This window comes from Psychromonas sp. psych-6C06, assembly GCF_002835465.1.
Lineage (GTDB): Bacteria > Pseudomonadota > Gammaproteobacteria > Enterobacterales > Psychromonadaceae > Psychromonas.
The window spans coordinates 353,806-379,767 of sequence record NZ_PIZM01000006.1 but is presented as its reverse complement, the minus strand read 5'-3'; the positions used below and the strand labels follow the sequence as shown (position 1 = coordinate 379,767).

26 protein-coding genes are annotated in these 25,962 nt (G+C 39.2%); 16 read left to right on the top strand and 10 right to left on the bottom strand.

The genetic code is table 11. The features are described from left to right. The first annotated feature begins 79 nt into the window (after window positions 1-79). Window positions 80-685, top strand: a complete 606-nt coding sequence (locus tag CW745_RS10280) for a LysE family transporter (protein WP_101108727.1) — start codon at window positions 80-82, stop codon at window positions 683-685. Between the two features lie 55 nt (window positions 686-740). On the opposite strand, the gene CW745_RS10275 is transcribed toward CW745_RS10280, so the two are convergent. The 3 genes from CW745_RS10275 to plsY all read right to left on the bottom strand — a co-directional run bounded on the left by CW745_RS10275 (window position 741) and on the right by plsY (window position 3,261). Continuing rightward, the gene (locus CW745_RS10275; RefSeq protein WP_101108556.1) at window positions 741-1,649 is read right to left on the bottom strand and encodes an aldo/keto reductase; all 909 of its coding nucleotides are present in this window, start codon (window positions 1,647-1,649) and stop codon (window positions 741-743) included. A 399-nt stretch (window positions 1,650-2,048) separates the two neighbouring features. Beyond that, a complete protein-coding gene (locus CW745_RS10270) occupies window positions 2,049-2,474 on the bottom strand; it encodes a cytochrome c5 family protein (protein ID WP_101108555.1) in 426 nt (141 codons plus the stop codon). Window positions 2,475-2,664: 190 nt separating this feature from the next. After that, window positions 2,665-3,261: a glycerol-3-phosphate 1-O-acyltransferase PlsY gene (gene plsY, locus CW745_RS10265; protein ID WP_101108554.1), complete on the bottom strand. Its 597-nt coding sequence runs from the start codon at window positions 3,259-3,261 to the stop codon at window positions 2,665-2,667. A gap of 72 nt (window positions 3,262-3,333) precedes the next feature. Here plsY and folB point away from each other — a divergent pair, with 72 nt between their 5' ends. The 3 genes from folB (at window position 3,334) to CW745_RS10250 (ending at window position 5,049) form a co-directional block, all read left to right on the top strand. Then, window positions 3,334-3,687 carry a dihydroneopterin aldolase gene (gene folB / locus CW745_RS10260; RefSeq protein ID WP_101108553.1) on the top strand — a complete coding sequence of 118 codons (354 nt, stop codon included), beginning with the start codon at window positions 3,334-3,336 and terminating at the stop codon, window positions 3,685-3,687. After that, window positions 3,687-4,175 carry a 2-amino-4-hydroxy-6-hydroxymethyldihydropteridine diphosphokinase gene (folK, locus tag CW745_RS10255; RefSeq protein WP_101108552.1) on the top strand — a complete coding sequence of 163 codons (489 nt, stop codon included), beginning with the start codon at window positions 3,687-3,689 and terminating at the stop codon, window positions 4,173-4,175. The genes folB and folK overlap by 1 nt, the downstream gene beginning before the upstream one ends. Window positions 4,176-4,251: 76 nt before the next feature. Then, window positions 4,252-5,049, top strand: a complete 798-nt coding sequence (locus tag CW745_RS10250; RefSeq protein WP_101108551.1) for an undecaprenyl-diphosphate phosphatase — start codon at window positions 4,252-4,254, stop codon at window positions 5,047-5,049. Window positions 5,050-5,238: 189 nt separating this feature from the next. Here the strand turns inward: CW745_RS10250 and CW745_RS10245 are convergent, their stop codons facing one another. Both CW745_RS10245 and CW745_RS10240 read right to left on the bottom strand, forming a co-directional pair. After that, entirely contained in the window at window positions 5,239-5,952 is a 714-nt protein-coding gene (locus CW745_RS10245) for an ABC transporter permease (RefSeq protein ID WP_101108550.1), read from the bottom strand. An 8-nt stretch (window positions 5,953-5,960) separates the two neighbouring features. Continuing rightward, window positions 5,961-7,190 (bottom strand): multifunctional CCA addition/repair protein, encoded by a 1,230-nt coding sequence (locus CW745_RS10240; protein ID WP_101108549.1) that lies wholly within the window; start codon window positions 7,188-7,190, stop codon window positions 5,961-5,963. A 291-nt stretch (window positions 7,191-7,481) separates the two neighbouring features. On the opposite strand from CW745_RS10240, the gene CW745_RS10235 reads away from it, so the two are divergent. From CW745_RS10235 to CW745_RS10225, 3 genes are all read left to right on the top strand, one after another. Then, window positions 7,482-8,819: an AAA family ATPase gene (locus CW745_RS10235; RefSeq protein WP_101108548.1), complete on the top strand. Its 1,338-nt coding sequence runs from the start codon at window positions 7,482-7,484 to the stop codon at window positions 8,817-8,819. A gap of 106 nt (window positions 8,820-8,925) precedes the next feature. Continuing rightward, window positions 8,926-10,521 (top strand): AAA family ATPase, encoded by a 1,596-nt coding sequence (locus CW745_RS10230; RefSeq protein WP_101108547.1) that lies wholly within the window; start codon window positions 8,926-8,928, stop codon window positions 10,519-10,521. Next, window positions 10,521-11,291: a general secretion pathway protein GspB gene (locus CW745_RS10225; protein ID WP_101108546.1), complete on the top strand. Its 771-nt coding sequence runs from the start codon at window positions 10,521-10,523 to the stop codon at window positions 11,289-11,291. The genes CW745_RS10230 and CW745_RS10225 overlap by 1 nt, the downstream gene beginning before the upstream one ends. Before the next feature lie 249 nt (window positions 11,292-11,540). On the opposite strand, the gene CW745_RS10220 is transcribed toward CW745_RS10225, so the two are convergent. The 3 genes from CW745_RS10220 to CW745_RS10210 form a co-directional block, all read right to left on the bottom strand. Beyond that, window positions 11,541-12,149 (bottom strand): TIGR04211 family SH3 domain-containing protein, encoded by a 609-nt coding sequence (locus CW745_RS10220; protein WP_238596775.1) that lies wholly within the window; start codon window positions 12,147-12,149, stop codon window positions 11,541-11,543. Window positions 12,150-12,272: 123 nt separating this feature from the next. Next, complete coding sequence (locus CW745_RS10215) at window positions 12,273-13,538, bottom strand: inorganic phosphate transporter (protein WP_101108545.1); 1,266 nt, start codon at window positions 13,536-13,538, stop codon at window positions 12,273-12,275. Window positions 13,539-13,557: 19 nt separating this feature from the next. Then, on the bottom strand, window positions 13,558-14,238 hold the full coding sequence (locus CW745_RS10210) for a TIGR00153 family protein (protein WP_101108725.1): 681 nt from the start codon (window positions 14,236-14,238) through the stop codon (window positions 13,558-13,560). Between the two features lie 164 nt (window positions 14,239-14,402). Between CW745_RS10210 and CW745_RS10205 the strand changes: the two genes are divergently transcribed. After that, complete coding sequence (locus CW745_RS10205; protein ID WP_101108544.1) at window positions 14,403-15,911, top strand: CYTH and CHAD domain-containing protein; 1,509 nt, start codon at window positions 14,403-14,405, stop codon at window positions 15,909-15,911. Window positions 15,912-16,105: 194 nt separating this feature from the next. Next, window positions 16,106-17,266, top strand: a complete 1,161-nt coding sequence (locus CW745_RS10200) for a methyl-accepting chemotaxis protein (protein ID WP_101108543.1) — start codon at window positions 16,106-16,108, stop codon at window positions 17,264-17,266. Between the two features lie 500 nt (window positions 17,267-17,766). On the opposite strand, the gene CW745_RS10195 is transcribed toward CW745_RS10200, so the two are convergent. Beyond that, on the bottom strand, window positions 17,767-19,023 hold the full coding sequence (locus CW745_RS10195) for a leucine-rich repeat-containing protein kinase family protein (protein ID WP_101108542.1): 1,257 nt from the start codon (window positions 19,021-19,023) through the stop codon (window positions 17,767-17,769). 133 nt (window positions 19,024-19,156) lie between these two features. Here CW745_RS10195 and CW745_RS10190 point away from each other — a divergent pair, with 133 nt between their 5' ends. From CW745_RS10190 to CW745_RS10175, 4 genes are all read left to right on the top strand, one after another. Further along, entirely contained in the window at window positions 19,157-20,653 is a 1,497-nt protein-coding gene (locus tag CW745_RS10190) for an MATE family efflux transporter (RefSeq protein ID WP_101108541.1), read from the top strand. A 60-nt stretch (window positions 20,654-20,713) separates the two neighbouring features. Next, window positions 20,714-20,929, top strand: coding sequence for a TIGR02450 family Trp-rich protein (locus CW745_RS10185; protein WP_101108540.1), 216 nt, complete (start codon window positions 20,714-20,716; stop codon window positions 20,927-20,929). A gap of 79 nt (window positions 20,930-21,008) precedes the next feature. Then, a complete protein-coding gene (locus CW745_RS10180) occupies window positions 21,009-21,389 on the top strand; it encodes a CbiX/SirB N-terminal domain-containing protein (protein ID WP_274521248.1) in 381 nt (126 codons plus the stop codon). 97 nt (window positions 21,390-21,486) lie between these two features. Next, a complete protein-coding gene (locus tag CW745_RS10175) occupies window positions 21,487-22,005 on the top strand; it encodes a hypothetical protein (RefSeq protein WP_101108538.1) in 519 nt (172 codons plus the stop codon). A gap of 144 nt (window positions 22,006-22,149) precedes the next feature. Here CW745_RS10175 and CW745_RS10170 read toward each other — a convergent pair whose 3' ends face one another. Continuing rightward, window positions 22,150-23,085, bottom strand: a complete 936-nt coding sequence (locus CW745_RS10170) for a LysR family transcriptional regulator (protein WP_101108537.1) — start codon at window positions 23,083-23,085, stop codon at window positions 22,150-22,152. Between the two features lie 110 nt (window positions 23,086-23,195). Here CW745_RS10170 and CW745_RS10165 point away from each other — a divergent pair, with 110 nt between their 5' ends. The 3 genes from CW745_RS10165 to CW745_RS10155 all read left to right on the top strand — a co-directional run bounded on the left by CW745_RS10165 (window position 23,196) and on the right by CW745_RS10155 (window position 25,720). Next, a complete protein-coding gene (locus CW745_RS10165; RefSeq protein ID WP_101108536.1) occupies window positions 23,196-23,852 on the top strand; it encodes an NAD(P)H-dependent oxidoreductase in 657 nt (218 codons plus the stop codon). Window positions 23,853-23,908: 56 nt separating this feature from the next. Continuing rightward, window positions 23,909-24,715 carry an SDR family NAD(P)-dependent oxidoreductase gene (locus CW745_RS10160; RefSeq protein ID WP_101108535.1) on the top strand — a complete coding sequence of 269 codons (807 nt, stop codon included), beginning with the start codon at window positions 23,909-23,911 and terminating at the stop codon, window positions 24,713-24,715. 453 nt (window positions 24,716-25,168) lie between these two features. After that, a complete protein-coding gene (locus CW745_RS10155) occupies window positions 25,169-25,720 on the top strand; it encodes a mechanosensitive ion channel family protein (RefSeq protein WP_101108534.1) in 552 nt (183 codons plus the stop codon). The last annotated feature ends 242 nt before the right edge of the window (window positions 25,721-25,962 follow it).

The following is a 25,962-nucleotide window of genomic DNA, read 5'->3' as shown; positions in this document are numbered from 1 at the left end:
AAAGTTACTGTTATAGTGATCGCTTGCACACGTTAATCTAACAAGGACAACCACCTTGCCCTATCTCGATGAATTTTTAATGTTAACACTGATCCACCTACTTGCCGTTATGAGCCCCGGCCCTGATTTTGCGATTGTTGTCAGACAAAGCATCAGTTTTGATCGTAAAACAGCGCTTATTACTAGCCTTGGTATTGGCACGGGTATCGCCGTACATATGCTGTATACCTTGCTTGGTCTAGGCTTTATTATCACCCAATCAGAAACAGGCTTTTTAATTGCACAAATAGTGGGGATTAGTTATTTATGTTACTTAGCATTTAATCTCCTCAAAAGTCAGCCACAAGACGCGCATAATGATCAGTTTACTATTGATAATAACAAAGCACACCATCGAAAGGCGTTTATGCTTGGTATTATGACCAACCTATTAAACCCTAAAGCAACGCTTTTCTTTTTAGCTATATTTACCACAATCGTAAGCTTAAGCACCCCACTTTGGGTGCAAACGATCTATGCAGGTTGGATTATTTTCACCACGATTAGTTGGTTTTTCTTGGTCTCTTTTTTCTTTTCACAAAAAAGAATACGCGCAAAATTTGTCAGTCACGGCTATTTATTCGAACGTTTGATGGGTGTTGTTTTATTGCTTTTTGCAGCAAAGCTGATCTGGGGATTAATATAAATTGAAGTGGCAAAGACTGACGCATTTTTTATCGCCAGCCTTTAATCTATTATTGTTAAGCGACACCATGCCCTTTTGATGCAGTCCAAACTCGATACCACTGTTCAGTATTCATATTAAGCGCAAGTGCGCCTAAGGTTTCTTGCACACGTTCTATTTTACCCGAACCAATTAATGCCACGGCATTCGCAGGATGTTTTAAGACCCAAGCAAAGATAACCTGTTCAATTGAGTTTGCATCTAGCTCAACTTGCAACTCTAATAATGTGCCACGTAAACGTCTTGCTTGTTCGCTATCTGCCGAAAAAATACCGCCACCCGCTAAACATGACCAAGCCATTGGGCGAATACGTAAGCGTTGTAATTGATCCGTTGTACCATCTTCTAATACATCAAAGTTAATTGGATTGATCTCTACTTGATTAGTGATCAAAGGAGTATCTAGGCGCGACTGCAACAACTCAAATTGCGAAGCACTAAAATTAGACACACCAAAATGTTTTACTTTACCACTCGCTTTAAGTTCAGCAAAGGTTTCAGCGACCACATCAACATCCATTAAAAAGTCAGGGCGATGAACGAGCAGTGCATCTAATTGTTCAACACCTAGACGTTTTAGTGAATTTTCAGTGGAAGATAAAATCAGTGATTTACTACTGTCATAATGGGAGACACGCTTCTCACCAATCGCAGCAGGAATGCCATTAATACCAAACTTAGACACAATTTGGATTTGCTCGCGCATACTCGGATCAAGGGCTAATGCCTCACCAAATAACTGCTCACTATCACCATAAATAGCGGCGTTATCGACGGTTGAAATACCTAACTCTACATGTTGCTTTAAAAAGGTTAATCGTTCTTGTGCGCTCATTTCCCAAGCGCCTAAACGCCAGTAACCTTGTACTAACTGAGAAAATTCGGGGCCTTGTGGCGACATTAAAACTTTTTCTACATTACTCATACCAACTCCTAAATAGAATATCTATGGTTTACTGTATGATGTTATAGCACTTAATGAACGCTTTCTCACTAGCAGATACAATTCGTTACTATTTATAGTAATACCAATTCCAGTAAATAGCTGATCTATTTAACTGGTTAAAATAACTTATTTCCACGTTGTAAGTTTCGCAAAGGGAACAACCATTTACATCAACTTACGCCTTGAATTAAGCCATTTTCCCTGCGTTAAATTTAGATCACATACTTAATGGAATTGGTATAAAAGAAATAACTATTTAAGCCTGAGTTAATCTATTTTGCTAAGCAACATTTAGGTCACAGACTTAATTCGATTGCTATTAGGTATAAAAAAACCACCCGAAGGTGGTTTAAAATGAAAATAGATGAGTTTTACTCACTATAGTCCTTGAGTTAAGAACTTAACGGTCGCAATAATTTCATCATCGCTACAATCCATACAAGTACCTTTAGCTGGCATTGCATTGAAGCCTTCGATAGCGTGCTTTATCAATGTTTCTTCACCCTGTGCAATACGTGCTGTCCAGTCACTTGCTTTACCTTTGATTGGTGCGCCCGCGGCACCAGTTCCATGACAAGCAACACAAAAAGTGTTGTAAACTTTTTCACCAGAGCGAGGCCCTGCAGGTTCATTTGATTCACTTTTAGTGCTTGCCGTAGCAATTTCACCATCTAGGTAAACATCGCCTACTGGTGCAATACGCTCAGCGATATCCACTTCAGCAAACGCTGTTGCAGAAAATAAGCTAGCGGTTAAACCAATAAGTAGGGTGATACGTTTAATAAGCTGCACAGTTAACTCCATTTATAATATAAGTAAAATAATTATTTTAGTAACCAGTCAGCTTAAACATAATGAAACTGGTTATTCTATTTTTCTTCAGCAAATCTAGATAACTATCTAAATGGCAGGTAAAAAGTATTAGGGCTGCTAAATAGTTACAATTTTGTTAATTATACCCATGCAACCTACAACTACCAATATTTTTATAGGGTTATTGTTTCCAGTTCACTATTTTTTTCTCTTTGCCTGCTATTAAACGTCGAATATTACTGCCATGACGCAAAACAATGAGTATTGAAAGCATAATGACAGAAACAGTATATTCAGGCTTTATCTGCGCAACATAAAAAGGCGCAGCGATAGCGGTAATGATAGCAGCCAACGAAGCATAGCCACTTACCGCGACCGTAAACAACCAAGTTAGCATTAATAACCCCGTCATATCCATGCCTAGTGGTAATAATGTCCCTAAGCCTGTAGCAACCGCTTTACCACCTTTGAATTGAAAATAGGGAGGGAATATATGACCTAGACAGGCAGCAATACCAATAAGACCGATAACAAAAGGGCTATAGCCAAGAAAATAAGCAATATAAACAGGCAAAGTGCCTTTTAACAGATCAAAAATAAGTACTGCACTGGCAGCCTGTGCGTGATGAAAGCGTAAAATATTAGTGGTACCTGGATTTTTAGACCCTTGCGTACGAGGATCAGGCCAACCTTTAATCCGACACAATAAAATGGCGCCATTTAGCCCGCCGAAAAGGTATGCACACAACATAAATAAAAGAGTCGTAAGGTAAATCATTTGTACTTATTTCCTCTTAATCAGGTAAAATACTGCGCTTTGATAATACGTGGTATTCGATAGGGTTGAAAGATGGATATTGTTTTTATTAAGCAGTTAGAGGTAATTAGCACTATTGGTGTTTATGAGTGGGAAAAATCATTACAGCAAAAGCTCTACTTTGATTTAGAGATGGCTTTTGATAATCGCCCAGCAGCCGCGAGCGATGATATCAATCTTGCACTTAACTATTTTAGTGTTTCAGAAGTCGTTAACCAGTTTGCCCAAAAGCATCAATTCGAATTAATTGAAACGATGGCAGAACGTGTCGCAGCGCTGATTATGGAACAGTTTTCTGTGCCATGGATAAAACTGACACTGCATAAACCCGGTGCACTACCTAAAGCAGCTAGCTTAGGCGTACAAATTGAACGCGGTATTCGCTAGTGGCACAGGTCTTTGTCGGTATCGGCTCAAGCATCAATAGAACTAAAAATATCCAATTAGGCATTATCGCTTTGCAAACCACCTTTGGCGAGCTAGCTATTTCACCTGTTTATGAAAGTGAAGCGGTCGGTTTTAGTGGCGGTAACTTTTATAACTTGGTGGTGAGCTTTGAAAGTCAGCTTACTGCAAAACAGATAATTAACACATTAAAAAAAATAGAGCTTCAGCAGGGGCGACCAGAGAAAGCAATTAAATTTGCACCGCGCACATTGGATTTAGACCTACTATTGCATGACCAGCTAATCGATAATTCGCTAGATATCCCCCGAGCAGAGATTTTGCGTAATGCTTTTGTGTTACAGCCTCTAGCAGATATCGCACCACAGCTCGAACACCCAACAGCCCAGAAAACATACCGGCAGCTATGGCATGACTTCCCTAAGGACCAGCAAAAGCTATGGTCCATTGAAACCCTTATTAACTGCTAATAATTAGCCAATTAAAATTACTTAATAAAAATTACTTAATAAAAATTACTTAATAAAAATTAACCAGAGAAACATTATGTCTACACTTGAAATTGTTGTACTCGCTTTAATTCAGGGCTTAACTGAATTTTTACCTATATCCAGTTCCGCACATCTCATTTTACCTTCCGTCTTACTCGGTTGGCAGGATCAAGGTTTAGCCTTTGACCTGGTGCTTAATATTGGTACCTTAGGTGCCGTATTAATCTACTTTAGACGTGAAGTGTTTAATATGTCACAGGCATGGGTAACATCGGTTAAAACCAAGCAACAAACCCAAGATAGTAAACTTGCGTGGTGGATTATTTGGGCGACTATTCCAGCGGCAGCCATTGGTTACTTCGGCAAAGACCTGATCGAGATGTATCTGCGTAGTGGTTATGTCATCGCCTTTAGCACACTTATTTTTGGTCTTTTACTTTGGTGGGCAGACTCACAGGCAAAGCAGCTTAAAACAGAATATCAAACGGGCATTAAAGGTGCGTTGATCATTGGTTTTGCACAGGTTTTAGCACTTATTCCCGGCACATCCCGCTCAGGAATAACGATCACTGCGGGCCTAATGCTTGGACTAACACGTAATGCAGCTGCGCGTTTCTCATTTTTAATGTCGATTCCAATTATATCAATGGCATCTGGCTACGATCTGCTGAAGTTTATTTTATCTGATGAACATGTTGATTGGACGGGGTTATTACTTGGCGCAGGTGTTTCTTTTATTAGTGCAATTTTATGTATTCATGTGTTTCTTATTTTATTAAATAAAGTCGGCATGTTGCCCTTTGTTATCTACCGTTTGCTTTTAGCTGCGGTACTATTTTATGTGCTGTTTTAATAGCAATGGCACTTAGAAAGTGATCTAGTATTGAGCAGGAAAAATTTAAGCTACCAAGGTGTGAGGCGCAGAAGTTAGTTATTCTCTCTTCACAAAATCAGCTTTAGCTGACCACAAGGTTGTGAAGAACAGGATGTTCTCAATAAAACTCACAACACTGGTAGTATAAATTTTAACAAGTAATACTGATCACCTTTTTAATTCTTTTGATATCAGTAATGTAAGAAAAATTGCTGACGCGATCCCTGCAGCAGCAAATACCATGCACATCACCATTATTTGGTATCTGGCTGCGATAAACGGCGAGATACCCGATAATATTTGCCCTGTCATCATGCCAGGCAGTGACACTATACCTACTGCAAACAACGCGTTAACATTAGGGATAATAGAAGCTTGAAAGGCAATTTTTTTCGCTTCTGTGTTCCCCTCACCTCGTGCTTGCTCGGCAAAGAAACGCTCTCCACTTAAACTAATACTATTCATACAGTTAGCAAAAATCATTCCCGCTAATGGGATCACGGTTTGTGCGTGATACCAAGGTGTTAATTGGAGCACGCCCTGCGTCACCATTACCAATGTAAATCCCCCTGCGACGCTTGTTGCTAGCACCGCAGATTTTAACAGTGCCCAGCGTGAAACAGTGATATTACTGAGCGCAATCCAACTAGAAAAAAGAATCATCACTAGCAACATTGCCAGAACAATCGGGGCACTATCACTTTCAAAAAGATAAGTTAAAAAATACCCCACCAATAAAAGCTGCGCAAGCATACGCGCGAAGGCATGTAAGGGCCGTTTTATATCTAACGACCACTTACACATAATAACAATAACCACCACAACCGGAATAAAGGCAAAGGCTAAGTTTGCAAGACTAATCGTTGCTAATGATTGACTCATCTTAGCCTCTATTGTTGGATATTTTCTTTGTAAATAGCAACCGCTTTAATCCGGGCATCAAGTAATGCTTCTTTGATTTCAGCCCCTTGAATACCTTGTTTGATAATATCTTGCACATCCACAGTTAAAGCTGCCTGAAATGCTTGCCAGACATAATCGGCACTTGGGTAAGGCTTATTTTCAAAACCTGTTCGCCCTTTTGAGTCTGCAATGCAACACTGCAACATCTGCAAAAAACGTTCTGGTTTTCGCCATGCATCACAGCTATTCATCAGCTTTAACAGGGTGCTCGGCTTGAGCTCAAATGCACTGTGAATCAAAGTATGATGCTCACTGACCATTAACGCTAAATCGCGACAGTCATTGGGTACCTTAAGGCGTTTACATAACCGTTTAATGACAGCGAGGCCTAAAAAACCATGCCCTTTATGACTTGGCCATTTATCTTTCGGTGTTAACGCCTTGCCTAAGTCATGCACTAAACAAGCAAATCGAAATGCAATATCATCCGATAACAAAACCGATTGCTCAACAACCATCAAAGTGTGAATGCCGGTATCTATTTCTGGGTGCCATCGTTTAGGTCCCGGAACACCAAATAGATTATCAATTTCAGGAAAGAGGTGTTCTAGTGCACCACAATCACGCAATACTTGGAAATAGATCTGTGGTGCCCCTGTCGCTAATGCTTTTTCCGTTTCAGTCCATACGCGCTCTGGGGTTAAATAACTTAATTCACCACTTTCACTCAACTGTTGCATCAAATGCATTGTTTCTGATGCAATGCTAAAACCAAGTGAGTGAAAACGCGCTGCAAAACGTGCGACACGCAATACTCGTAAGGGGTCTTCGCTAAAAGCAGGTGAAACATGTCGTAGTATTTTATCTTTAATATCTTGCTGACCATGATAAGGGTCAAAGCGTTCGCCATGCTCATCTTCAGCAATGGCATTAATGGTTAAATCGCGTCGAATTAAATCCTCTTCAAGGGTAACATCTTGGCCACTGTAGCAGCTAAAGCCATTGTAACCACTGCCCGCTTTTCGCTCTGTACGAGCGAGCGCATACTCGTCACCGGTTTGTGGGTGTAAAAAAACAGGGAAATCTTTTCCTACCTGCTGATAACCAAGTGATAACAGTTCCTCTGGCGTTGATCCCACCACCATGTAGTCGCAATCTTTAACGCTAAGCTGTAATAATTTATCGCGAACTGCGCCCCCGACCAAAAATTTACGCATTGTTTTCCCCTTCGCTTGCTATTTTAGTTATTATACCCATGTTACCTCAAGATGCTTTGTCAGGCACTAGCTCGGATGCCGGTACTGACCGAAGATATCAACCGTAACTTGCGAAATCTTGGATTAAATTAAAAATAGAACTCTTTTTATTGTGATCCAGTTTTCCAATAACACAACGTAGTGCAAGCGATAAAGCAGGCATCTCGGACTATTTACCAGCAGACTTTGCGCCTGAAGTCGCATGGCTAATTAAAATATTTATTAGGTTCTCACTCTCATTTTGGGTTTAACATGTACCAGGAATTTTTTTCATTAAATCAGCAGCCATTTTCAATTGCGCCTGAGCCTGATTTTTTGTTTTTTACCGAACAACATAAAGAGGCCCTTGCCCACCTTACGTACGGACTACAAGGTAATGGCGGGTTTGTTGTTTTAACAGGAGAAGTCGGCACGGGAAAAACCAGTGTTTGTCGCTTTCTATTACAAGATATGCCAGCCGATACAGATGTTGCTTCCATTACTAATCCAGCGGTGTCTGAAATTGCTTTGCTTGTTGAAATTTGTAACCAATTCTCTATCAGTTACGATCGCGATAACATCTCTCTTAAAGTAATGTTTGATGCCCTAGCTTCATGGATGTTAGAGAATCACCAACATGGACGCCATGCAATTGTATTAATTGATGAAGCACAGCACCTTTCGTTTAATGTTTTAGAGCAATTACGCCTATTAACCAATATCGAGTCTGATAACCAAAAGCCACTGCAAATTATTCTTGTCGGTCAAACTGACCTACAAAAGAAGCTGTTAACAAAAGAGTTACGCCAACTATCGCAGCGTATAACTGCCCGCTATCATTTGCGAGGCTTAAACAAACAAGAAACTAGCTTTTATATTCACCATCGCCTTAATCGTTCTGGCGCCAAAGGACCAATATTTGATCCGCAATCTATACCCGTCATTTATAAAGCCAGTCGTGGTATTCCAAAGCTTATTAACCAGATATGCGATCGTTGTTTGTTAAGTGCTTATACACAATCATCTATTAGCATTAGCGCACCTATTGCTAAGCAAGCGATTAGCGAAGCTGAACTTCCTAAACACCCGCACCCTTTTGCGCCCTACATACCCCATAGCGTGGCAATTGTTTCGGTAATCTTAACAGTGTTTATTATCAATTCGCAGGCGCCTGCAATTGCTAATTACTTTAAAGACTCTGAAGAACAGGCAATGCAAAAAGAGTGGTTAAAAATAATAAATAATGCCAATACACAGCCAAGCCCAGCGGTCAGCGAACAAGTAGATGCCTCGGGCAATCCACCGTCGGTTACAACGCTTACCGCCGTAGGTACTTTATTAGCCATGCCAAGCAGTAGTTATAGTTTGCAACTAGCCGCATTACCAAATGAAAGCTCTGTGGAGCGTTTTTTCGACGAGTATCCAAGATTAAAAGGAAAGACATATCTCTACCATGGTGTTACATCTAAAAAGTCCAAATATATTATTTTATTAGGCACTTTTCATACCTATAAAATGGCCAAGCTTGCGAGTAAAGAGTTTCAAAATCAGTTCCCTAAAATAGACCCTTGGATTAAAGATTACAAAACGATACACCGCGATATAGAATAAAAGTATTTCTGACATAGCAAATTGCAACTTTGTTTTTTCCTGTTTGTCTCACAATCAGTTAAAATACCCGCATCACGGACGATACTTTTATTTCTTTAGGTTATTTATGTACCAAGAATTTTTTTCATTAAAAATAAAACCTTTTTCCATTTCACCGGATCCTAACTTTCTTTTTTTGAGTGAACGTCATAAAGAGGCGATTGACCATCTCAAAGAAGGCTTAAAAGGTCATGGCGGTTTTGCACTACTAACAGGTGAAGTGGGGACGGGAAAAACCACTATTTGTCGCTCTTTGGTCGAACATATGAGCGATGATAGCGATATTGCTTTTATTCTTAATCCAGCTTTAAGTGAGATTGAATTACTGTCGACGATTTGCGATAGCTTTAATATTCAATATCAGAAAAACAATCTACGCTCTCTTTTCAATGAACTGACCACATGGATGATTGCAAACTGTTTACAAAATCGCCATACCATTGTCATTATCGATGAAGCACAACACCTTAGTTTTGCAGCGCTTGAACAACTTCGCTTGCTTACTAACATCGAAACTAACGATAAAAAACCATTACAGGTTATTTTAATTGGTCAAACAGAGTTACAGGAGAAGCTAAAGCAGGCTGAATTTCGCCAATTAGCACAGCGAATAACAGCACGTTACCACCTTCTCTCTTTAACACAGCAAGAAAGCAATCTGTATATTCAGCATCGACTTAATATTGCCGGGTCAATGCATGCTATTTTTGATAAATCCGCGCTACAAGAGATCTTTAGGAAGTGTAAAGGCACTCCACGTTTAACGAATATTCTTTGTGATCGCAGCTTATTGGCAGCTTATACCGAAGATAGCCATATTGTTACTCTAAAAATGGTCAAGCAAGCTAGCCGAGAAGTGCATTTTGAACACCATAAGACGAAGTCAAAATCCTTGCTGACCAAATGGCGAATTCCTGCATTAGTCGCATTAATTGCATTGACTCTCTGGCAAGCACCACAAATTATACAGCGCTTAATCCCCGATGACGCTTTAGTCACTCTGAAAAAAAGCTTATCGTTTGATGAGCAAGAGCATGTTGCCTTAGGTAGCGAGTGGTTTAATGCCTACCCACAGCTAGACCTGAGTAACAGCAACTATCAAAATGCGTTAACAAGTTTATATTCCGTATGGGGATATCAGGTAAATAGCAACGCTATCAGTTGCCAACAAAATAACAGTGCATTAATGAATTGTTATGAACGTAAAGTTAACCTAGAGCAACTTAAACAGTTAAATTATCCAAGTGTAATCCGCTTAGCTAATAACAATAAAGATGAAGTGTACGCGGTCATTTACAAGATCGCAGACAACTATCAACTACTTATAAATGGTAACCTCATCTATGTCACAGAAGCGTGGTTTCAACAATATTGGACAGGCGAAAGCACGTTAATATGGAAAGCTCCCTTCCCATTAAATGGGGCCATTAAGTTTGGGCAAGAGGGCGAAAAAGTGACTTGGTTAGCCAATCAACTTAACAAAGAACAGGGATGGTCTAGCGAAAATAAAACTCGCTTTGACCTACGTTTACTAGAGCAGGTGAGTGCATTTCAACGTGAGCAAGGACTTATGGACGATGGTATTGTAGGACCACGTACATTGATGCCACTAATGCAGATCGCTTCGCCCGATTCACCTCGATTATTGCAGGAAGCAAACTAATGTCGACTATTTTACAAGCATTACAAAAAAGTAATTTTGACCAGACAGGGACTCCCCCACCGGTCGCCCCTAAAGTGAATATATTCATGCAATGGAAAGTGATTATTTCTGCGGCATTACTCGTGATCATCGTATTATTAAGCGCGCTGATATATTTATTGCTTAACCCACCAGCTAAAGTGGCACCGGCAATGAATAACATCGTCACACAGCAACCTCAAAAGAACCACATGGTGCAAGTAACATTTGATACTAAACCACTTCCAACGCAAGCACCTAAGGCAGAAATAACAGTTCAAGCACCTAAAACCGTATCTGTTCAGGAAGAGGAAGTGATTGAAGAGGAAGACAATTCACAACAAGTTATCTCACTTAATGAAGAAAACACATCAACTGAAGTAGATTATGAAGATACGCCAAACGATCTCAAAAAACGCTTTGAATTAGCACTTCTGTTAAGCGAAATTGAAGAAAATAGTGAAATAAAAGATGACTTCACTCCCGAAGAAGGGATGAATGATGGCAGCGATATTCGAGACATGAGCAGTGACTTTCAAAATAAAGTACCACTTATCCGTTACGACTCGCATATGTACTCATCAGTGGTTGCTGATAGGTGGATTCGCATCAACGGTGAAAAGCTTACAGAAGGTGAGTTTGATAGTACAGGACAGTTAGAACTCATTGAAATACAGCCTCAGCGAAGTATTTTCCGCTTAGAAAGACAAAGCTTTAGTGTAGAGTCGTTAACGGACTGGAAAGGGTATTAGAGGTTATTAGCTATCAGCTGTCAGTTATTAGCTGTCAGTTATTAGCTGTCAGCTAGAAGCCATAAGCTAGAAGCTAGAAGCTAGAAGCTAGAAGCTAGAAGCTATAAGCTATAAGCTATAAGCTATAATAATAGAATAGAGAAAGCGCTGTGGTGCTTAGTAGGAAGAGCAAGCTTTAACAAGCAAGAAGGACTCTTTAGCTATTACTCGCTGACAGCTGAAAACTATCAGCTGTCAGCTTCTTTTCAATTACCAGTTATTAGTACGTTTTTTACGGCGTGGTAGAAAAGGAATTAATAAGCCAATTAACAATCCAAAAAATAACACCCCACCACCATTAAGCAACCATTCCATTTGAATGCGTGACTCTTTCGTTTCTTGCAATAAGTCCAACTCTAAATTACGCGCTTTAAGATCTAAAATTTGTTGCTGTAATGATGCCTTTTCCTGCTCTAAATTATCAACCTGTATAATTTGCTCTTGAAACAGTTGCTCTTTATCAGCAAGGCTAGCAGCATTTTCAGCCGCAATGTTAGCTAATTTTTCTTCAGCTGCGACTAACTTTTCCTGCACAGTAGGTAGTAAGCTTTTAGCTGGCAGTGTTGCTTGTAATTCAGAAGACTTCATCCACCCCACACGGCCGGTTTCAGACTTTACCTGCATGAACTTGGTTTTCTCATCGTACTTTAAAGTATCTACCTGTGTGCCAACTTTTAATGTACCAATAATGCGATATTCTAAGCTTGGTCCTGAGTGTAGATAGATAAAAACGTCATCACTGATATAACGCACCTCAGCGAAAGTATTCATCGAGACCGTTGCCAGTAGTGTTGCAAAAAGCATTTTAAATTTTTTCAAAGGGTTCACCTGTTACCAAGAATAAAGACTGCGGTTATTTTAAAGCAATTACATTTAAGTAAAAGTGCGATTAACAAAAAAGAGAGCCGAAGCTCTCTTTCACATTACTGCTTAGCGGACTAATTAGCTAAACATATTTTTTAATCCGTAGAAGAATACGATAGATAAACCAGCACCAACTGGCAGTGTTACTACCCATGAGATAACGATATTACGAACAACGCCTAAGTTTAATGCTGCGATACCTCTGGCCATACCTACACCTAAGACCGCGCCCACGAGGGTTTGAGTGGTAGAAATAGGTAAACCAGTACCTGATGCAATAACGACCGTTGAAGCGGCAGCTAGCTCAGCAGCAAAACCGCGGCTTGGCGTTAAATGAGTAATACCAGTACCGATAGTTGCCATTACACGTTTACCGAAAATAGCGAGACCTAAGATAATACCTACACCACCTAGTGGTAAAATCCACCAAGCAAGTTCCGATTTAGGAACGATTTCACCGTTATGACCAACGATACTCACAACAGCAGCTAGTGGACCAATCGCATTAGCTACGTCGTTTGAACCATGGGCGAAGGCCATTGCACATGCAGTAACAATCATCAATACCGCAAATATTTTTTCCACATTCGCAAAGTGCATCTTTTTATCAGCTTTCGGATCAATCTTGATACGATTAATAAATACTTTACCGATAATCGCAACAATCACACCTGTCACAATAGCAAGGATAAATGCATTACTTGTTTCAAAGTGTAGTCCGACATGTTTTAAGCCTTTAATAATGGTCACTAATGACATTACAAAACCAGCTAAAAACATATAGATAGGAACATATCGCTTCGCATTATCGATAGGATCTTTAGTGTTAAATATCAACTTTTGCGAACTCATAAATATAAAGTATGCGATTATGCCCGATATAAGTGGCGTGATAACCCAGCTACCAATAATGCCAACTACTTTTGACCATGTCACACTGTCCATGCCAACACCAACGGCAGAGAATCCTACAATAGCACCAACGATAGAGTGAGTAGTAGAAACTGGCCAGCCATAATACGATGCGATAATTAACCATGTACCAGCGGCAAGTAAAGCGGCGGTCATACCAAAGACCAGCAACTCAGGTTGGTCAACATAATAAGTTGCATCAATGATACCTTTACGAATCGTTGAAGTTACTTCTCCACCCGCTAAGTATGCACCAGCAAACTCAAAGATCATCGCAATGATGATTGCTTGTTTAATAGTAAGTGCTTTTGACCCAACTGATGTCCCCATTGCATTGGCAACATCATTTGCACCAATACCCCAAGCCATCAAAAAGCCTACAACAGCAGCAAAAATAACTAAAGTTTCGCCGTGTACTGCTAAAATATCCATGTTTAACTCCTAGTGAATATTATGAACGAGCAAGAATAAGTTCAAGCTGCGTACCAATTAGCTCTGAATGATCTGCCAATTGGCCAACCCACTCAAGAATTTGATAAAGGAACATGACATCAACAGGGTTGTAGTGCTCCTCAACAGAAAGTAGATGACGACGTAAACGGATTTGTAATGTATCAGTATCATCTTCAATACTTTCTAATTCACCAATCATCTCGGTCACGATATCAACTTCACGGCCTTTAAAGCCTGTTTCGAGCAATTCATCTAACTCATTAATTGCTTTACGTGCTTGTTTAACCGCATCAACACAACGTTCAACATAAGTCATAAAGTCAGTAAAGATTTCATTTGGAATTTGTAATTGGCGACCATAGATACGTCCTGCGATATCTTTAGTCGTATTAGCAATTTTATCTTGACGGTTTACAAGCTCAATCAAATCAGAACGATCGATAGGCATAAACAAGCCACGAGGTAACGTTAAGCGTAATTCTCGCTTCAGTTCATCAGCTTGTTTTTCAAGTGTGGATATTTCTTTACGAATTTTTTCAGCTTCAACCCAGTCAGGTTTCGCACTAGCATGAAAAAATGAAACTAATAATTCACTGCAAGCAGCAGCTTTATCAATATGCATCTGAATCGGTTTAATTGGAGATTTTGCAAATACTCCAAATATTGAATTAACTGGCATAACATACCCTATTATTTTATTTAAGTGATCAAACTGAACAACAAATATGCGGCGCATGTTAGCTTTCTTTTCAACACAATTGAACCTGAATTTAGTATAATTCACAAAATTATCACGAATTCGACATTTAAATTCCCTGAGTAGATAGGTTTATCAAAGAAATTATGGAAGTAGAAATAGAATTAAAATTCATTTTTAATGCTGCATTTGCAGACACTTTGTACAGCACACTTAACAAATTTCACTGCATTTCTAACAAAACACAATTTTTACATAATGTTTACTTTGATACTGCAGATCGACGCCTTCGCCAATTTGATATGGGGTTACGTGTTCGTAGCTGTGATGGCAAAGCAGTACAAACCATTAAAACAGCAGGACGAGTGATTGGTGGGTTACATCAGCGCCCAGAATATAACGAACCAATTGAAGGTCTACGCCCAGAGTTGACTCGTTTCCCAACAAAAATATGGCCAGAAAATAGCGATACTCAGGAACTACAAAAAGCACTAACCCCCATTTTTAGCACCGACTTTGAGCGTCAGACTTGGTTAATTGAAATCGCTAATGACACTCTTATTGAAGTCGCTTACGACAGTGGTTTTGTTGAAACCAATAAGGGTAAAGTCGCACTCTGTGAAATTGAACTTGAACTCGTAAAGGGTGATGAAAAGCAATTATTTATACTCGGCGAGCAAATCGCACACCTACCCAGTGTTCGTTTAGGTAATGTGAGTAAAGCGCAACGTGGTTACATGCTAGCCGATAATGCAACATTCGATATTAAACCCCTTGAACACTCGCCAATTAGCGAAAGCTTGTCCGTTACACAAGCATTATTAGCAAACCTACAGCACGGACTTAAACAGATTCAATACCACGAAAATTGCTTTATAGAAGGGCATCAATTAGAAGCGCTTTGTGAGTTATTAAATGGGGTTAAGTTTTTACATCAGAACATTGTATTATTTAAGAATGAAATAGATGGGCTGACGCAAACTCCGTGGATTGAAGACCTGCATTGGCTTGCACGTTCATTTTCTTGGTTAGATGAATATTTTATTCAGTCTCGTTTATTAGAAAATAAAGCTTATTATTTGCGTAAACTACCAAAATCAAAAAACTTGATTCGACAGATAAACACTCAGCAACGCGCACTACCAGAAATTGAACCTATTATCAGCTTACTGACATCATCAAGGTATTGCCAGTTCATCCTGTCATTTACAGAGTGGTCGATTCAGTTAGAAAAAAGCACTTTTTCAGGCGACAAATCCAATAACATCATCCCCTTCGCACGACGCACCTTAGATAACACTTGGAATGAAATAGCAAAGGCCCTTAATAATAGTGATGAACTCTCTGTGCAGCAGTTTCTTGCTTACCAAGGTTTATTAGAAAGTGCGCTATTAACAGGACTGAGCGTAGGTAATGTTTTTTCAAGACAACAGAGCAACTTATTCCGTTCGCCTTGGCTAGATATCAAACAGGGATTAAATGAGTTTTCCATGCTGAACCTTATTGATGAGATAGCGCATGATGAACCCGATAATGCTTTGCAATATGAATATCTAAAATGGATACAACGCAAACAAAACTCATTATTACATGCTCTGCAACAATCAAAACAACAGGCTCTGTTAAAACCAGTATATTGGCAAGAGGAAAAGTAACAATATAAGCGATTTTCTATGATAAAAAACAATCAGATAGGTCACTCCTCACAGTTCTGTTTTTTATTGTAAAGATCGCTACTTTTTCTGGTCAACCGTTCTAGACTTATCTATTAGCTAGTTTCTGCTTAATCGATGAGGTAAAAGTGTATTCCTCTGTGATTAAGAACTTAATTAATTATGCAGGTATCCACATGTCTCAATCTAAACTATCCAATACAGCGCAAAAAGCCTTCGCCTTATCACTCAATGCTAAGGCAACCATTTTAATCGCAATTAGTGCTCTATTACTGGCTATTAAGCACATTATCAGTAGCAACAATCTAATGCTGGATATTATTTTTTTAGCTTGCTTTGCAGCCATTCTTTACCTAATCGTCTTGTTACAAAAAAAACAACAGCAAAGTAATAAGCAGGATGTCATTAACGCACTCGCATCAAATAAGCTCGGTGAATTCATTCAAACTCAACCTAAAAATGAAAGCGGTGAAATTTTACATTTATTAGCACCAAGTATCACCGAACATGAACGCCAAAGAGAAGCCCATCAAAAAGAGATCGCAGGATTAAGCGAAGTGACAGAACATCTTGGTGTCTGTATGGAGATCATTAATGACTCCATGGCGGAGGAGTTTGAACAAATCGAACAACTTGCAACAGCAATGAATGAGATGACTGCCACTGTTAAAGAGGTCGCCAACAATGCTAATAGTGCTTCTTCATCAACGACTGAAGCATCTGACGTTGCTCAAGAAGGTAGTCAATTTGTCGATGCAACGATCGCGTCTATTAACTCTTTATCCAGTAACATTGGTGCATCTTCTGATGCAGTTAACAGTGTCGAGGTCAAAGTTGAAGGTATTGGCAGTGTCGTTGATACGATTCGCAGTATTTCCGAGCAGACTAATCTCTTAGCATTAAATGCGGCAATTGAAGCGGCGCGTGCTGGTGAAGCAGGTAGAGGTTTTGCAGTGGTGGCAGATGAAGTACGTAACCTTGCGAAGCGAACGCAAGACGCAACCGTTGAAATTCAAGGAATGATTGAACAATTACAAAAAAGTGCTCAAGAAGCGGTTAACTTAATGGTAAAAAGTGTAAAAGAAGCTGATGTTGGTGTTGATCAAGTAACGCAAGCTGGTGGTAAGTTGGCAGGTATTGTAGAGAAAGTTCACCACATTTCAGATATGAGTTACCAAATTGCATCTGCAGCCGAAGAACAAACTACGGTAGCCGCCAATATCAATGAAAACTTAGATCTCGTAAAAGAGGTCGTTGAAGGCTCTGTAACAGTACTTAAAGAAGTAACAGAGATGGCTGATACCATTGCTAATCATGCAAAAGCACTAAACAACTAACCTTAGGTTGTGTTGACCTTTGCTATTTACGCTCCGTTTGGTAAAAATAATTTTCAGAAAAGCCTGCAGTATTGGAGCCACGGTTGGTTATCTGCATTAAAAGTAAGTAGACCTATTATTTATTAAAGATAAAAAGCCCTATCAGTTCATGGTAGGGCTTTTTCATATTAGGGTAGTCTCTTTATTTCTGTAAAGAACGACTTATACCAAACGAACAAATAGCGGATCTATTTTACTGGCTAAAGTAACTTACCTCTTCGTTGAAACTTTCGTAATAGGAGTAACTATTTCGGTCAGATTTATAGCAATCCGCATCACCATCTGATCTACCTTGTGGGTTAAAAGGGTTGATAACTGCATTGCATTCAATGGCAATAGCTACCTATTACTCAATCATGCGCCTTGCTCTCTATCATTTTTCCTTAACAAGTTCTGATCACAATATTATGCGCAATGGTATTAGCTTTAAGTTAAGTCTCTTTTTCTGCGCAAAATTTAGATCACAGACTTAATTCGATTGCTATTATTTTCCTTTTAAGCCTCTGATATTGTACTGTCCCGCGATCTTCTTCACGGCAAACAGATAAAAGATCATCCACAAAGTGTATCAATGCACGATGCTCAATCTCTCTTATTTTCTGTTGATGGCTCTCACTGAGCATTTGGTACATCGACGCAGCGCCAAAATCACCAAAGATAATATTTGCCTGCTGATCCACTAAGGTATTGTGTGCATAAAGATCGCCATGACACACTAAGTTATCATGCAAATGTTCAAAGACCGCTTGCATTTGCTTCACCATTTTGTCGATTTGCAGAATATTCAAACGATAGTCGTTCGGAAAGGTATCTCGAGTACAACTTTGTAACGTTGGTGGCAGACCAAGGTTAGTATAATGTGCTGGTATTAACTCCATGATTAGTGAGAGTTTATCTGGTGCTTCTACCTGTGCTAGAGATTGTACGAGATTAGGATGATTACCCACTTTTAAACAAGCCTGTAACTCATCCTGCGGATAACCATCACTGGTCACCTCACCTTTAAAGACTTTCACTGCAATATCCGCAGGAAAATCATTTTTTACAGTATTCCAATGTGCTTGATAAATAATACCCGACGCGCCCTGCCCCAATATATTGCCTAGCCTATAACTTGATGAAGCGATACTGGGCACAGATTTAATTGCAATATCAGTTTTGCAGAAAGGATTGCCGGCAAAGGCAAACCAGGCCAATTTAGGTAGTGACAATAATTGAACAGGGAATGTCGTTAACTGGTTCGCTGAAATACGAAGCAATTCCAAATTAACAAGCTGATCAAAAGAGTCAGGTAAGTGCGTTAATACATTACCCGCCAGCGCTAATTTTTGTAGTCGTATACAATCACCTAAACGCTCTGGTAAATTGCCAATTTTATTATCTGTTAAAATTAACCAACGCAGTTTTTCGGGTAATGCTTGCGCAGGGACATCACAAATTTGATTGGATTTAAAACCGATCATTTCAAGGTTTTTACATTTCCCGAGCACTGCGGGTAATTCTGTAAAAAGGTTATTTGATGCAAACACAATTTTTAACTTATGAAGCTGTGCGATTTCATTAGGTAACGATGACAATTGATTATTAGACAAATCCAGAACTTCTAAACTGTCTGCAAGTGACAAAATAGCCATAGGAAATTCACGTAATCCCTCCGAAAGAGAAAGGCGAGAAACACCGGTTAATTCACCAGCATTTAATTGAGAAAGTGTATGCAAAATAGAAACCTTCATTAAAAATCAAAAAAACAGTTTAAATGTATATGTTGTTATAAAAAAGAACTTATTCCATACTTCTTACGCATCACATTATGTTGCCTCAACATCCTCCTCACTAATCTGGATAACATTCATGCCAAATAGTAAAAAAGCTAAATTTGTGACAGGCAATATTTTTAACCATATCGTGGTTATGTCTTCAACTAATGCAATTGGTTTAACGGCTTTGTTTCTAGTCGATCTCGCAGATCTATTTTTTATCAGCTTGTTAGGTGAAACAGAATTAGCAGCTGCGGTCGGTTATGCTGGCACGATAGCCTTTTTCACCACATCAATATCAATTGGTTTATCTATTGCGATGAGCGCATTGGTATCAAGAGCGATTGGCCAACAAAACCGTGAAAAAGCACGTCGATTAGTGATCAACATTCTGGTCAGTGGCTTTATAGTGAGCGCTTTTGTCGCAGCACTCGCTTGGATTTTTACACCAGAGATGATTTCCATGCTGGGAGCAAAAGGTAGCACACACCAATTTGCCGTTGAGTATCTACGAATTTTATTACCCTCCTTACCCATTTTAGCTGTTGCGATGGGTGCAGGGGCCGCCTTAAGGTCAGTAGGTGATGCTAAACGTGCCATGTATTCAACATTAGCAGGGGGAGCCACTAATGCAATGCTAGACCCACTGTTTATTTTTGTCTTTGACTGGGGATTACACGGAGCAGCTGTCGCATCTGTGCTAGCTAGATTCGCCGTAGCTTGGGTAGCGATTTATGGCGTTGTTCATATCCACCAGCTACTCGGACGCTTTAATTACCGCGCTTGGATTGATGATCAAAAAGAGATTTTTAATGTCGCTATCCCGGCAATGACGACCAATGTAGCAACGCCCTTAGGAAATGCTTATGTGACAATGATGATCGCCAGCTTTGGAGATGGTTATGTAGCAGGTTGGGCAGTCGTTGGAAGATTAATACCGGTCGCTTTCGCCATGATCTTTGCTATGTCTGGCGCTGTTGGCCCGATTATAGGACAAAATTATGGTGCCAATTTGCATGATAGAGTCAACCACACCATGACACGAGCGCTACAGTTCACCAGCTGTTATGTAGCAATAATGGCGGTAATTATCTACCTGCTTCAAGCACATATTATGCAAATTTTTGGTCTTCAGGGTGATGCCGCCGAACTACTACAATTTTATTGTACATGGTTATGCATTACCTTTATTTTTAACGGCATTTTATTTATTTCCAACGCAGCTTTTAACAACCTTGGTTACCCAACAACATCGACAGCCATGAATATCGGTAAAGCGACCATTGGTACTATTCCACTCGTCTATTTTGGTGCGCAGTGGTTTGGTGCCATTGGCGTCGTCGCGGGGCAAGCGCTAGGCTCTGTTCTGTTTGGTATTATCGCATGGGCGTGGGCGCAGCGTATTCTTAAAAAAATGCATCACACAAAAGATTGTGAGATCAACAAAGAAGAGCCACCGCTGACCCCCGCATTACCTTTAACTCCATTTTGTTCAAGTCGTGCATATATGTGTGCTGAAAATGATGAGCCTCTAGTAGAGCAAGATTATCAAAAGGACAAAGATATAACCGATAAAAATCTTCAACCTTAGAGTGATCCAGATCTCAACAACATTCGTAGTAATAAAAAAAACACACTTGGTGAGCAACGGATGAATAGAGTCAGCCCTAAAGCGCTATTACATAGTAAATGGACTAAAACCACAGTAACTAATAAAGAAAAGCACTTTGTGATCACTAGTGTTACTTTTGATGAGCAACAGGTGGTGATTGAGTGCCTTATTGAAGCAGTGATTAATAACAATGAATACGCCATAAACTGGCGAGATTTAAAAGATAGCCAGCAATGGCGATTAGGATGGGTATAATCCCAATAAAATAAATTAATATTTAACCTCTGATCTGGGGCTATATGCCATTTTCTCCAACATTGAGGTTATTTTAAACATGGAAAAAATAATGAAAGCATTACTGTTAATTGCACACGGAAGCCGTCGTCAACAATCAAATGATGAGGTGGTTGCAATCGCTGACAAGCTAAAAAATAACTGTGGTGCTCAGTACCGTATTTTTCAAGCAGGTTTTTTAGAGCTATCGACTCCTTCAATAAGTGAAAGTATTGAGCAATGTGTTAACCAAGGCGCTACTTCGATTACCTTATTACCTTATTTCCTTAATTCTGGTACACATGTGACCAGTGATATCCCTCATGCGATTAATCAAGCAAAAAAGCAATTCCCAGACACTGAAATTAAACTTGCCACACATATCGGCGCTTCCCCTTTAATGATGACCTTATTAATTGAAGCTGCTAATTCCGTGAATTAGTAATAATCAACAGTAAGCATGATCTATAGCGAATTTAATTGCGTATTAAACAGTGAAAATAGAAATGTTTTTTTACTGAAAAATAAGAGAGTTTGCCATGAAATTACTTACCGTACTTTTGTTCAGCCTGCTGATAACCGCTTGTAGTAGCACCTATAAAAACAATGATGTTGATGGTCAAACAGTGCCTCGTATGCTCGGACAAACACTTGAACAGCAAGATGTTAGCATTCCAGATATGTTTACTGCAGAGCAAACACTGTTACTCGTTGGGTATAAACAAGATACTCAGTTTGATATCGATAGGTGGTTAATCGCTTTAGATATGACAGAGACTAGAGTTGATGCTTACGAGATTCCGGCTATACAAGGGATGTTGCCACGCATGTTTAAAACTAAGATCAATGATGGCATGCGAGCAGGGATCCCCAAAGAGCTATGGAAAGGTGTTATCACACTCTATGAAGATGGTGAAACGATGCAAGCATTTACGGGTAATGAAAATGCCAACAACGCTAGAGTCATTCTCATCAACCAAGCAGGAGAAATACTCTATTTTTATGACCGTGGTTTTTCAGTACCCGCTTTAAACCAATTAAGAAGTGTGATTCTTTAATTTATACTAAAACATTAATTTACCTCAGCTGTAAATAAGTAATACCAGTCTAATTAACTATGTGATGTAAATTTTTGCGCTGGAAAAGTGACTTAATTCAGGCAAAAACTCAACATAGTAAGTTATTTTAAGCAGTAAAATTGCTCAGCTATTTACTTTGTTTGGTATAATTTCTCGTTCGGTTAATTGTTTTAGAATGTGTGCACATTTATCTCGAAATGCATCACGCAACAAACGTACGGCAGGCGTTATCGATTGACGGCTTGGGCAAACTAACCAAAGCTCAGTGCTACGAGGATGATAATCCGGCATCACATTCAGTAGCTTCCCTGACAACAGATCAGCAGCCATATCTAGGCTAGATTTAACCGCTAGTCCGTGCCCTGCGACACACCAGCGTCTTACCAACTCAGCATCATTAGCGATACGATTACTCCCCATTTTCACTTTAAAGGTTTGCCCTTTTTGTTGGAACTCCCAAAGATCATAAACAATGTCATGCATCTGATAAAACAGGCCGTTATATTGGTTTAACTGATCAGGATGATCTGGCATTCCTTGTTTTTTCAAATACTCCGGCGAAGCACATAAGACCCCCGGCACATCACAAATTTTAAAACCGTAAAGATTAGTATCAGTCGGTGAACCATAACGTAGTGCCATATCGACCGAATCTCGATAAAAATCAATATTACTATCACTGATACTCACACGTAGCTTAAGTTTCGGATGCTTTGACATAAATTCATCTAACCAAGGCACAGCTAAGTTTCGACCTAAATCCGAAGAGACAGCAATACGCAAATCACCATCAACAATATCTAGCTCATTCTTAATATTTTGCTTCGCATGCTTGAGCATTAATAATGCTTGTTCACACTGCGGAATATAGCGTTCTCCTGCACTCGACAAACGCAAGTGGCGCGTGGTACGGATAAATAACTCTATACCTAACGAAGCTTCAACACGCTTTACAGCTGCACTTGCAGTCGCAGTATGCATATCTAAATGCGTTGCGGCGGCTGTAATACTGCGATACTCCGCGACTTTAGAAACAACTTGCAGATCTTCTAATAACATAATTCTCAAAAATAATTTGATAATGTTTCAAACATTACACTGTTCAAGTAAATAATAAAACCCACTATGATTCATTCAACAACATTAGCTTATTCAAATTGGAGAAAAAAATGACTCACCCTATTATTGCTGATTTACAAAAACGCTACACAACTAAAAAATATGACGCTTCTAAACGCATATCAAAACAAGACCTTGATGTGATTTATCAGGCGATGAACCTTTCTGCATCATCAATTAACTCGCAACCTTGGAAGTTTATTGTTATCGAGAGCGAGCAAGCAAAACAGCGTATGTTTGATAGCTTTGCAAATAAGTTTCAATTTAACCAACACCATATTAAAGACGCATCGCATACGATTCTCTTTGCTCATAATCCAGCTTACAAACGTAAAGATTACGGACATGTTATTGATCAAGATATTATTAATAAGCGCACACAAGCAGAAAACCGAGAGCAAGCATTTGGTGCATTTGCATTTGTAGACCTAAATACTGATGAAACAGGCAATAATGCTAGCTGGACAAAATCACAAACCTATTTAGCATTAGGAAATACATTGCATACTTTAGCGCGTCTAGGCATCGATTCAACAACAATGGAAGGCATCGATAGCGAGTTAATTGGTGATATTTTTGCAGAGGAATTAGATGGTTTTGTTTGTGATGTTGCACTTGCAATTGGTTATCATCACAACGAAGAGGATTATAACTTAGCATTACCTAAATCTCGTTTACCACTTGAACGTGTTGTAAACATCATCTAGCACTTCGTATCTATGAGCATTGACTATTAATAGTTTGGTTACTTCTGGAGTTAAATATGCAAAAAACAATTTTAATCACGGGCGCAACCGATGGCATTGGTTTTGAAACCGCTAAAATGCTGGTTAAACAGGGTCACCATGTACTTTTACACGGCCGTAATAGCAACAAGCTAGCCGAGGTAGAGCGTAATCTTGCCCTGCTTTCTAATAGTGTACAGACTGAGAGCTATATTGCAGACCTTTCCTCTATTAAGGAGGTCAATGCATTAGCCGACATGCTGAAACATAAACACCAACACATTGATGTTTTAATTAATAATGCTGGTGTTTATAGTGCAGATAATCATCGTAGCAGTGATAATTTAGATATTCGTTTCGCGGTTAATACGATTGCGCCTTACATACTTACAAACGCTTTATTACCGATTATGAATAAACAAAGTCGTGTGCTGAACCTTTCTTCAGCGGCACAATCAACGGTAAATTTAAACGCAATGGCAGGTAAAGAGGTATTAAGCGATGGTGAAGCGTATGCACAAAGTAAACTGGCATTAACCATTTTTTCCCGTGTACTAGGTATGCAATTAAAGATGAGTGGGCCCGCTATTATTGCTATCAACCCAAAATCTTTACTTGCGAGTAAAATGGTCAAAAATGCATTTGGCATTGTAGGCAACGACCTCAGTTTAGGTGCCGAAGTTCTTTGCCAAGCCTCACTGTGTGATGAGTTTACACATGCATCAGGTTTATATTTTGACAACGATAAAGAGAAGTTTGCAGATCCTCACCCCGATGCACTTGATCCTGCAATATGTGAATCTGTAATGAAAGCGATTACCGAGACTATTGCTAGGGTCGGTTGATCTTTCGGGTTTATTTTTGCAATAATTTATTGGCTATTGCTGTAATGACTTCGTCAATACCACGCAACACAAAATAAACAGTCATTTTGCTGTTTATACAAGGCAGAGCCTATGCCATGTGGTTATTACACATTGCATAGGCGAAAAAGCAATAAAAATGGTCAACAAGTAAATTCGAAAAAACATGCACAGTAGAATTTAAAAGCGACATGTTTACCCAACAAACGCTAATGCCCCTCCCCGGAAAAACATTATAGTTATTCATCAAGGCTAAAAAACACTTATTGAGAACAAATTGTACATGCAAGTCATGCTTACAGACTTTGATATTCCCCTTAACTCCCTGCAAATAGTTAGACAGTACGATAAAGTCGATATACAGTATCGAATCGGCATTGTCGCCAAATATTGCATGTACTCTGCGCCCATTAAGCGCAGAAGGGAAAGAAAGTTATGTTATTAAACATTATGTTATCAATTATTTTTTTAATTGCTTTTGGTTTTCTTAAACAGTTTGTTAATAAGCAAATTCAATCACAGGCAAAAAAGAAAAATGTATCTGATAATCGACGTAAGTTTATTGCGCTGTGCATTAGTAGCCTATTGTTCGCCTTATTATTTAGCATATTTCTCAATGTCATCGATATTGGTTATGGAGACGTGTCTTTATTTCTTTCCTCAATTTTTGCAGTGTTAGGCGTTGCTCTAATTGCACAGTGGTCAATGCTCAGTAATGTCACAGCAAGCGTGTTGATCTTTTTTGTCTTTCCTTACCGTATTGGCGATAGAATAAAAATTGAAAATGATGAGATGACTGGCGTGATTACAGATATCGGCATGTTTCACCTGTCTATTGAGCGTGATGATGGCAATGTTATTTTGTACCCGAATAACCTCATACTTCAAAAGTCAGTGATCAAGATAACTAACATTGAGAAAAAAACGAAAAAACGTACGCCTGTTGTGGTAAATCGCAGGCCTTTAACGAAACGTGAAGAAAACTAATCTGTAACGCCCGATAGTGTATACATTCTCTAAGGGCGGTTGAATATTTCAAGATCATTATTACAGCTATTTGACTGCAATTTTAGTCGATGAACGCGGTATAGTATCTTGAATAAGAGAGTAATTATTTTTAAGAGGCGCGCTATTAGTTTTGCGTAATTGAAAGCCAATTATGGTAAAAATTCACGGAAATAGCGATGTTATATCGCTTTGCTTATACCATTGCGCATAATATTGTGATC

Bases quoted from the DNA above. Each gene is read 5' to 3' on its own strand.
- plsY (WP_101108554.1), bottom strand. From the start codon at position 3,261: ATGATTTACCTTACGACTCTTTTATTTATGTTGTGTGCATACCTTTTC.
- CW745_RS10230 (WP_101108547.1), top strand. From the start codon at position 8,926: ATGTACCAAGAATTTTTTTCATTAAAAATAAAACCTTTTTCCATTTCA.
- CW745_RS10185 (WP_101108540.1), top strand. From the start codon at position 20,714: ATGAATAGAGTCAGCCCTAAAGCGCTATTACATAGTAAATGGACTAAA.
- CW745_RS10190 (WP_101108541.1), top strand. From the start codon at position 19,157: ATGCCAAATAGTAAAAAAGCTAAATTTGTGACAGGCAATATTTTTAAC.
- CW745_RS10235 (WP_101108548.1), top strand. From the start codon at position 7,482: ATGTACCAGGAATTTTTTTCATTAAATCAGCAGCCATTTTCAATTGCG.
- CW745_RS10155 (WP_101108534.1), top strand. From the start codon at position 25,169: ATGTTATTAAACATTATGTTATCAATTATTTTTTTAATTGCTTTTGGT.
- CW745_RS10160 (WP_101108535.1), top strand. From the start codon at position 23,909: ATGCAAAAAACAATTTTAATCACGGGCGCAACCGATGGCATTGGTTTT.
- CW745_RS10165 (WP_101108536.1), top strand. From the start codon at position 23,196: ATGACTCACCCTATTATTGCTGATTTACAAAAACGCTACACAACTAAA.
- CW745_RS10175 (WP_101108538.1), top strand. From the start codon at position 21,487: ATGAAATTACTTACCGTACTTTTGTTCAGCCTGCTGATAACCGCTTGT.
- CW745_RS10210 (WP_101108725.1), bottom strand. From the start codon at position 14,238: ATGCCAGTTAATTCAATATTTGGAGTATTTGCAAAATCTCCAATTAAA.
- CW745_RS10270 (WP_101108555.1), bottom strand. From the start codon at position 2,474: ATGGAGTTAACTGTGCAGCTTATTAAACGTATCACCCTACTTATTGGT.
- CW745_RS10275 (WP_101108556.1), bottom strand. From the start codon at position 1,649: ATGAGTAATGTAGAAAAAGTTTTAATGTCGCCACAAGGCCCCGAATTT.
- CW745_RS10200 (WP_101108543.1), top strand. From the start codon at position 16,106: ATGTCTCAATCTAAACTATCCAATACAGCGCAAAAAGCCTTCGCCTTA.
- CW745_RS10215 (WP_101108545.1), bottom strand. From the start codon at position 13,538: ATGGATATTTTAGCAGTACACGGCGAAACTTTAGTTATTTTTGCTGCT.
- CW745_RS10225 (WP_101108546.1), top strand. From the start codon at position 10,521: ATGTCGACTATTTTACAAGCATTACAAAAAAGTAATTTTGACCAGACA.
- CW745_RS10240 (WP_101108549.1), bottom strand. From the start codon at position 7,190: ATGCGTAAATTTTTGGTCGGGGGCGCAGTTCGCGATAAATTATTACAG.
- CW745_RS10280 (WP_101108727.1), top strand. From the start codon at position 80: ATGTTAACACTGATCCACCTACTTGCCGTTATGAGCCCCGGCCCTGAT.
- CW745_RS10180 (WP_274521248.1), top strand. From the start codon at position 21,009: ATGGAAAAAATAATGAAAGCATTACTGTTAATTGCACACGGAAGCCGT.
- CW745_RS10250 (WP_101108551.1), top strand. From the start codon at position 4,252: ATGTCTACACTTGAAATTGTTGTACTCGCTTTAATTCAGGGCTTAACT.
- CW745_RS10170 (WP_101108537.1), bottom strand. From the start codon at position 23,085: ATGTTATTAGAAGATCTGCAAGTTGTTTCTAAAGTCGCGGAGTATCGC.
- CW745_RS10205 (WP_101108544.1), top strand. From the start codon at position 14,403: ATGGAAGTAGAAATAGAATTAAAATTCATTTTTAATGCTGCATTTGCA.
- folB (WP_101108553.1), top strand. From the start codon at position 3,334: ATGGATATTGTTTTTATTAAGCAGTTAGAGGTAATTAGCACTATTGGT.
- CW745_RS10245 (WP_101108550.1), bottom strand. From the start codon at position 5,952: ATGAGTCAATCATTAGCAACGATTAGTCTTGCAAACTTAGCCTTTGCC.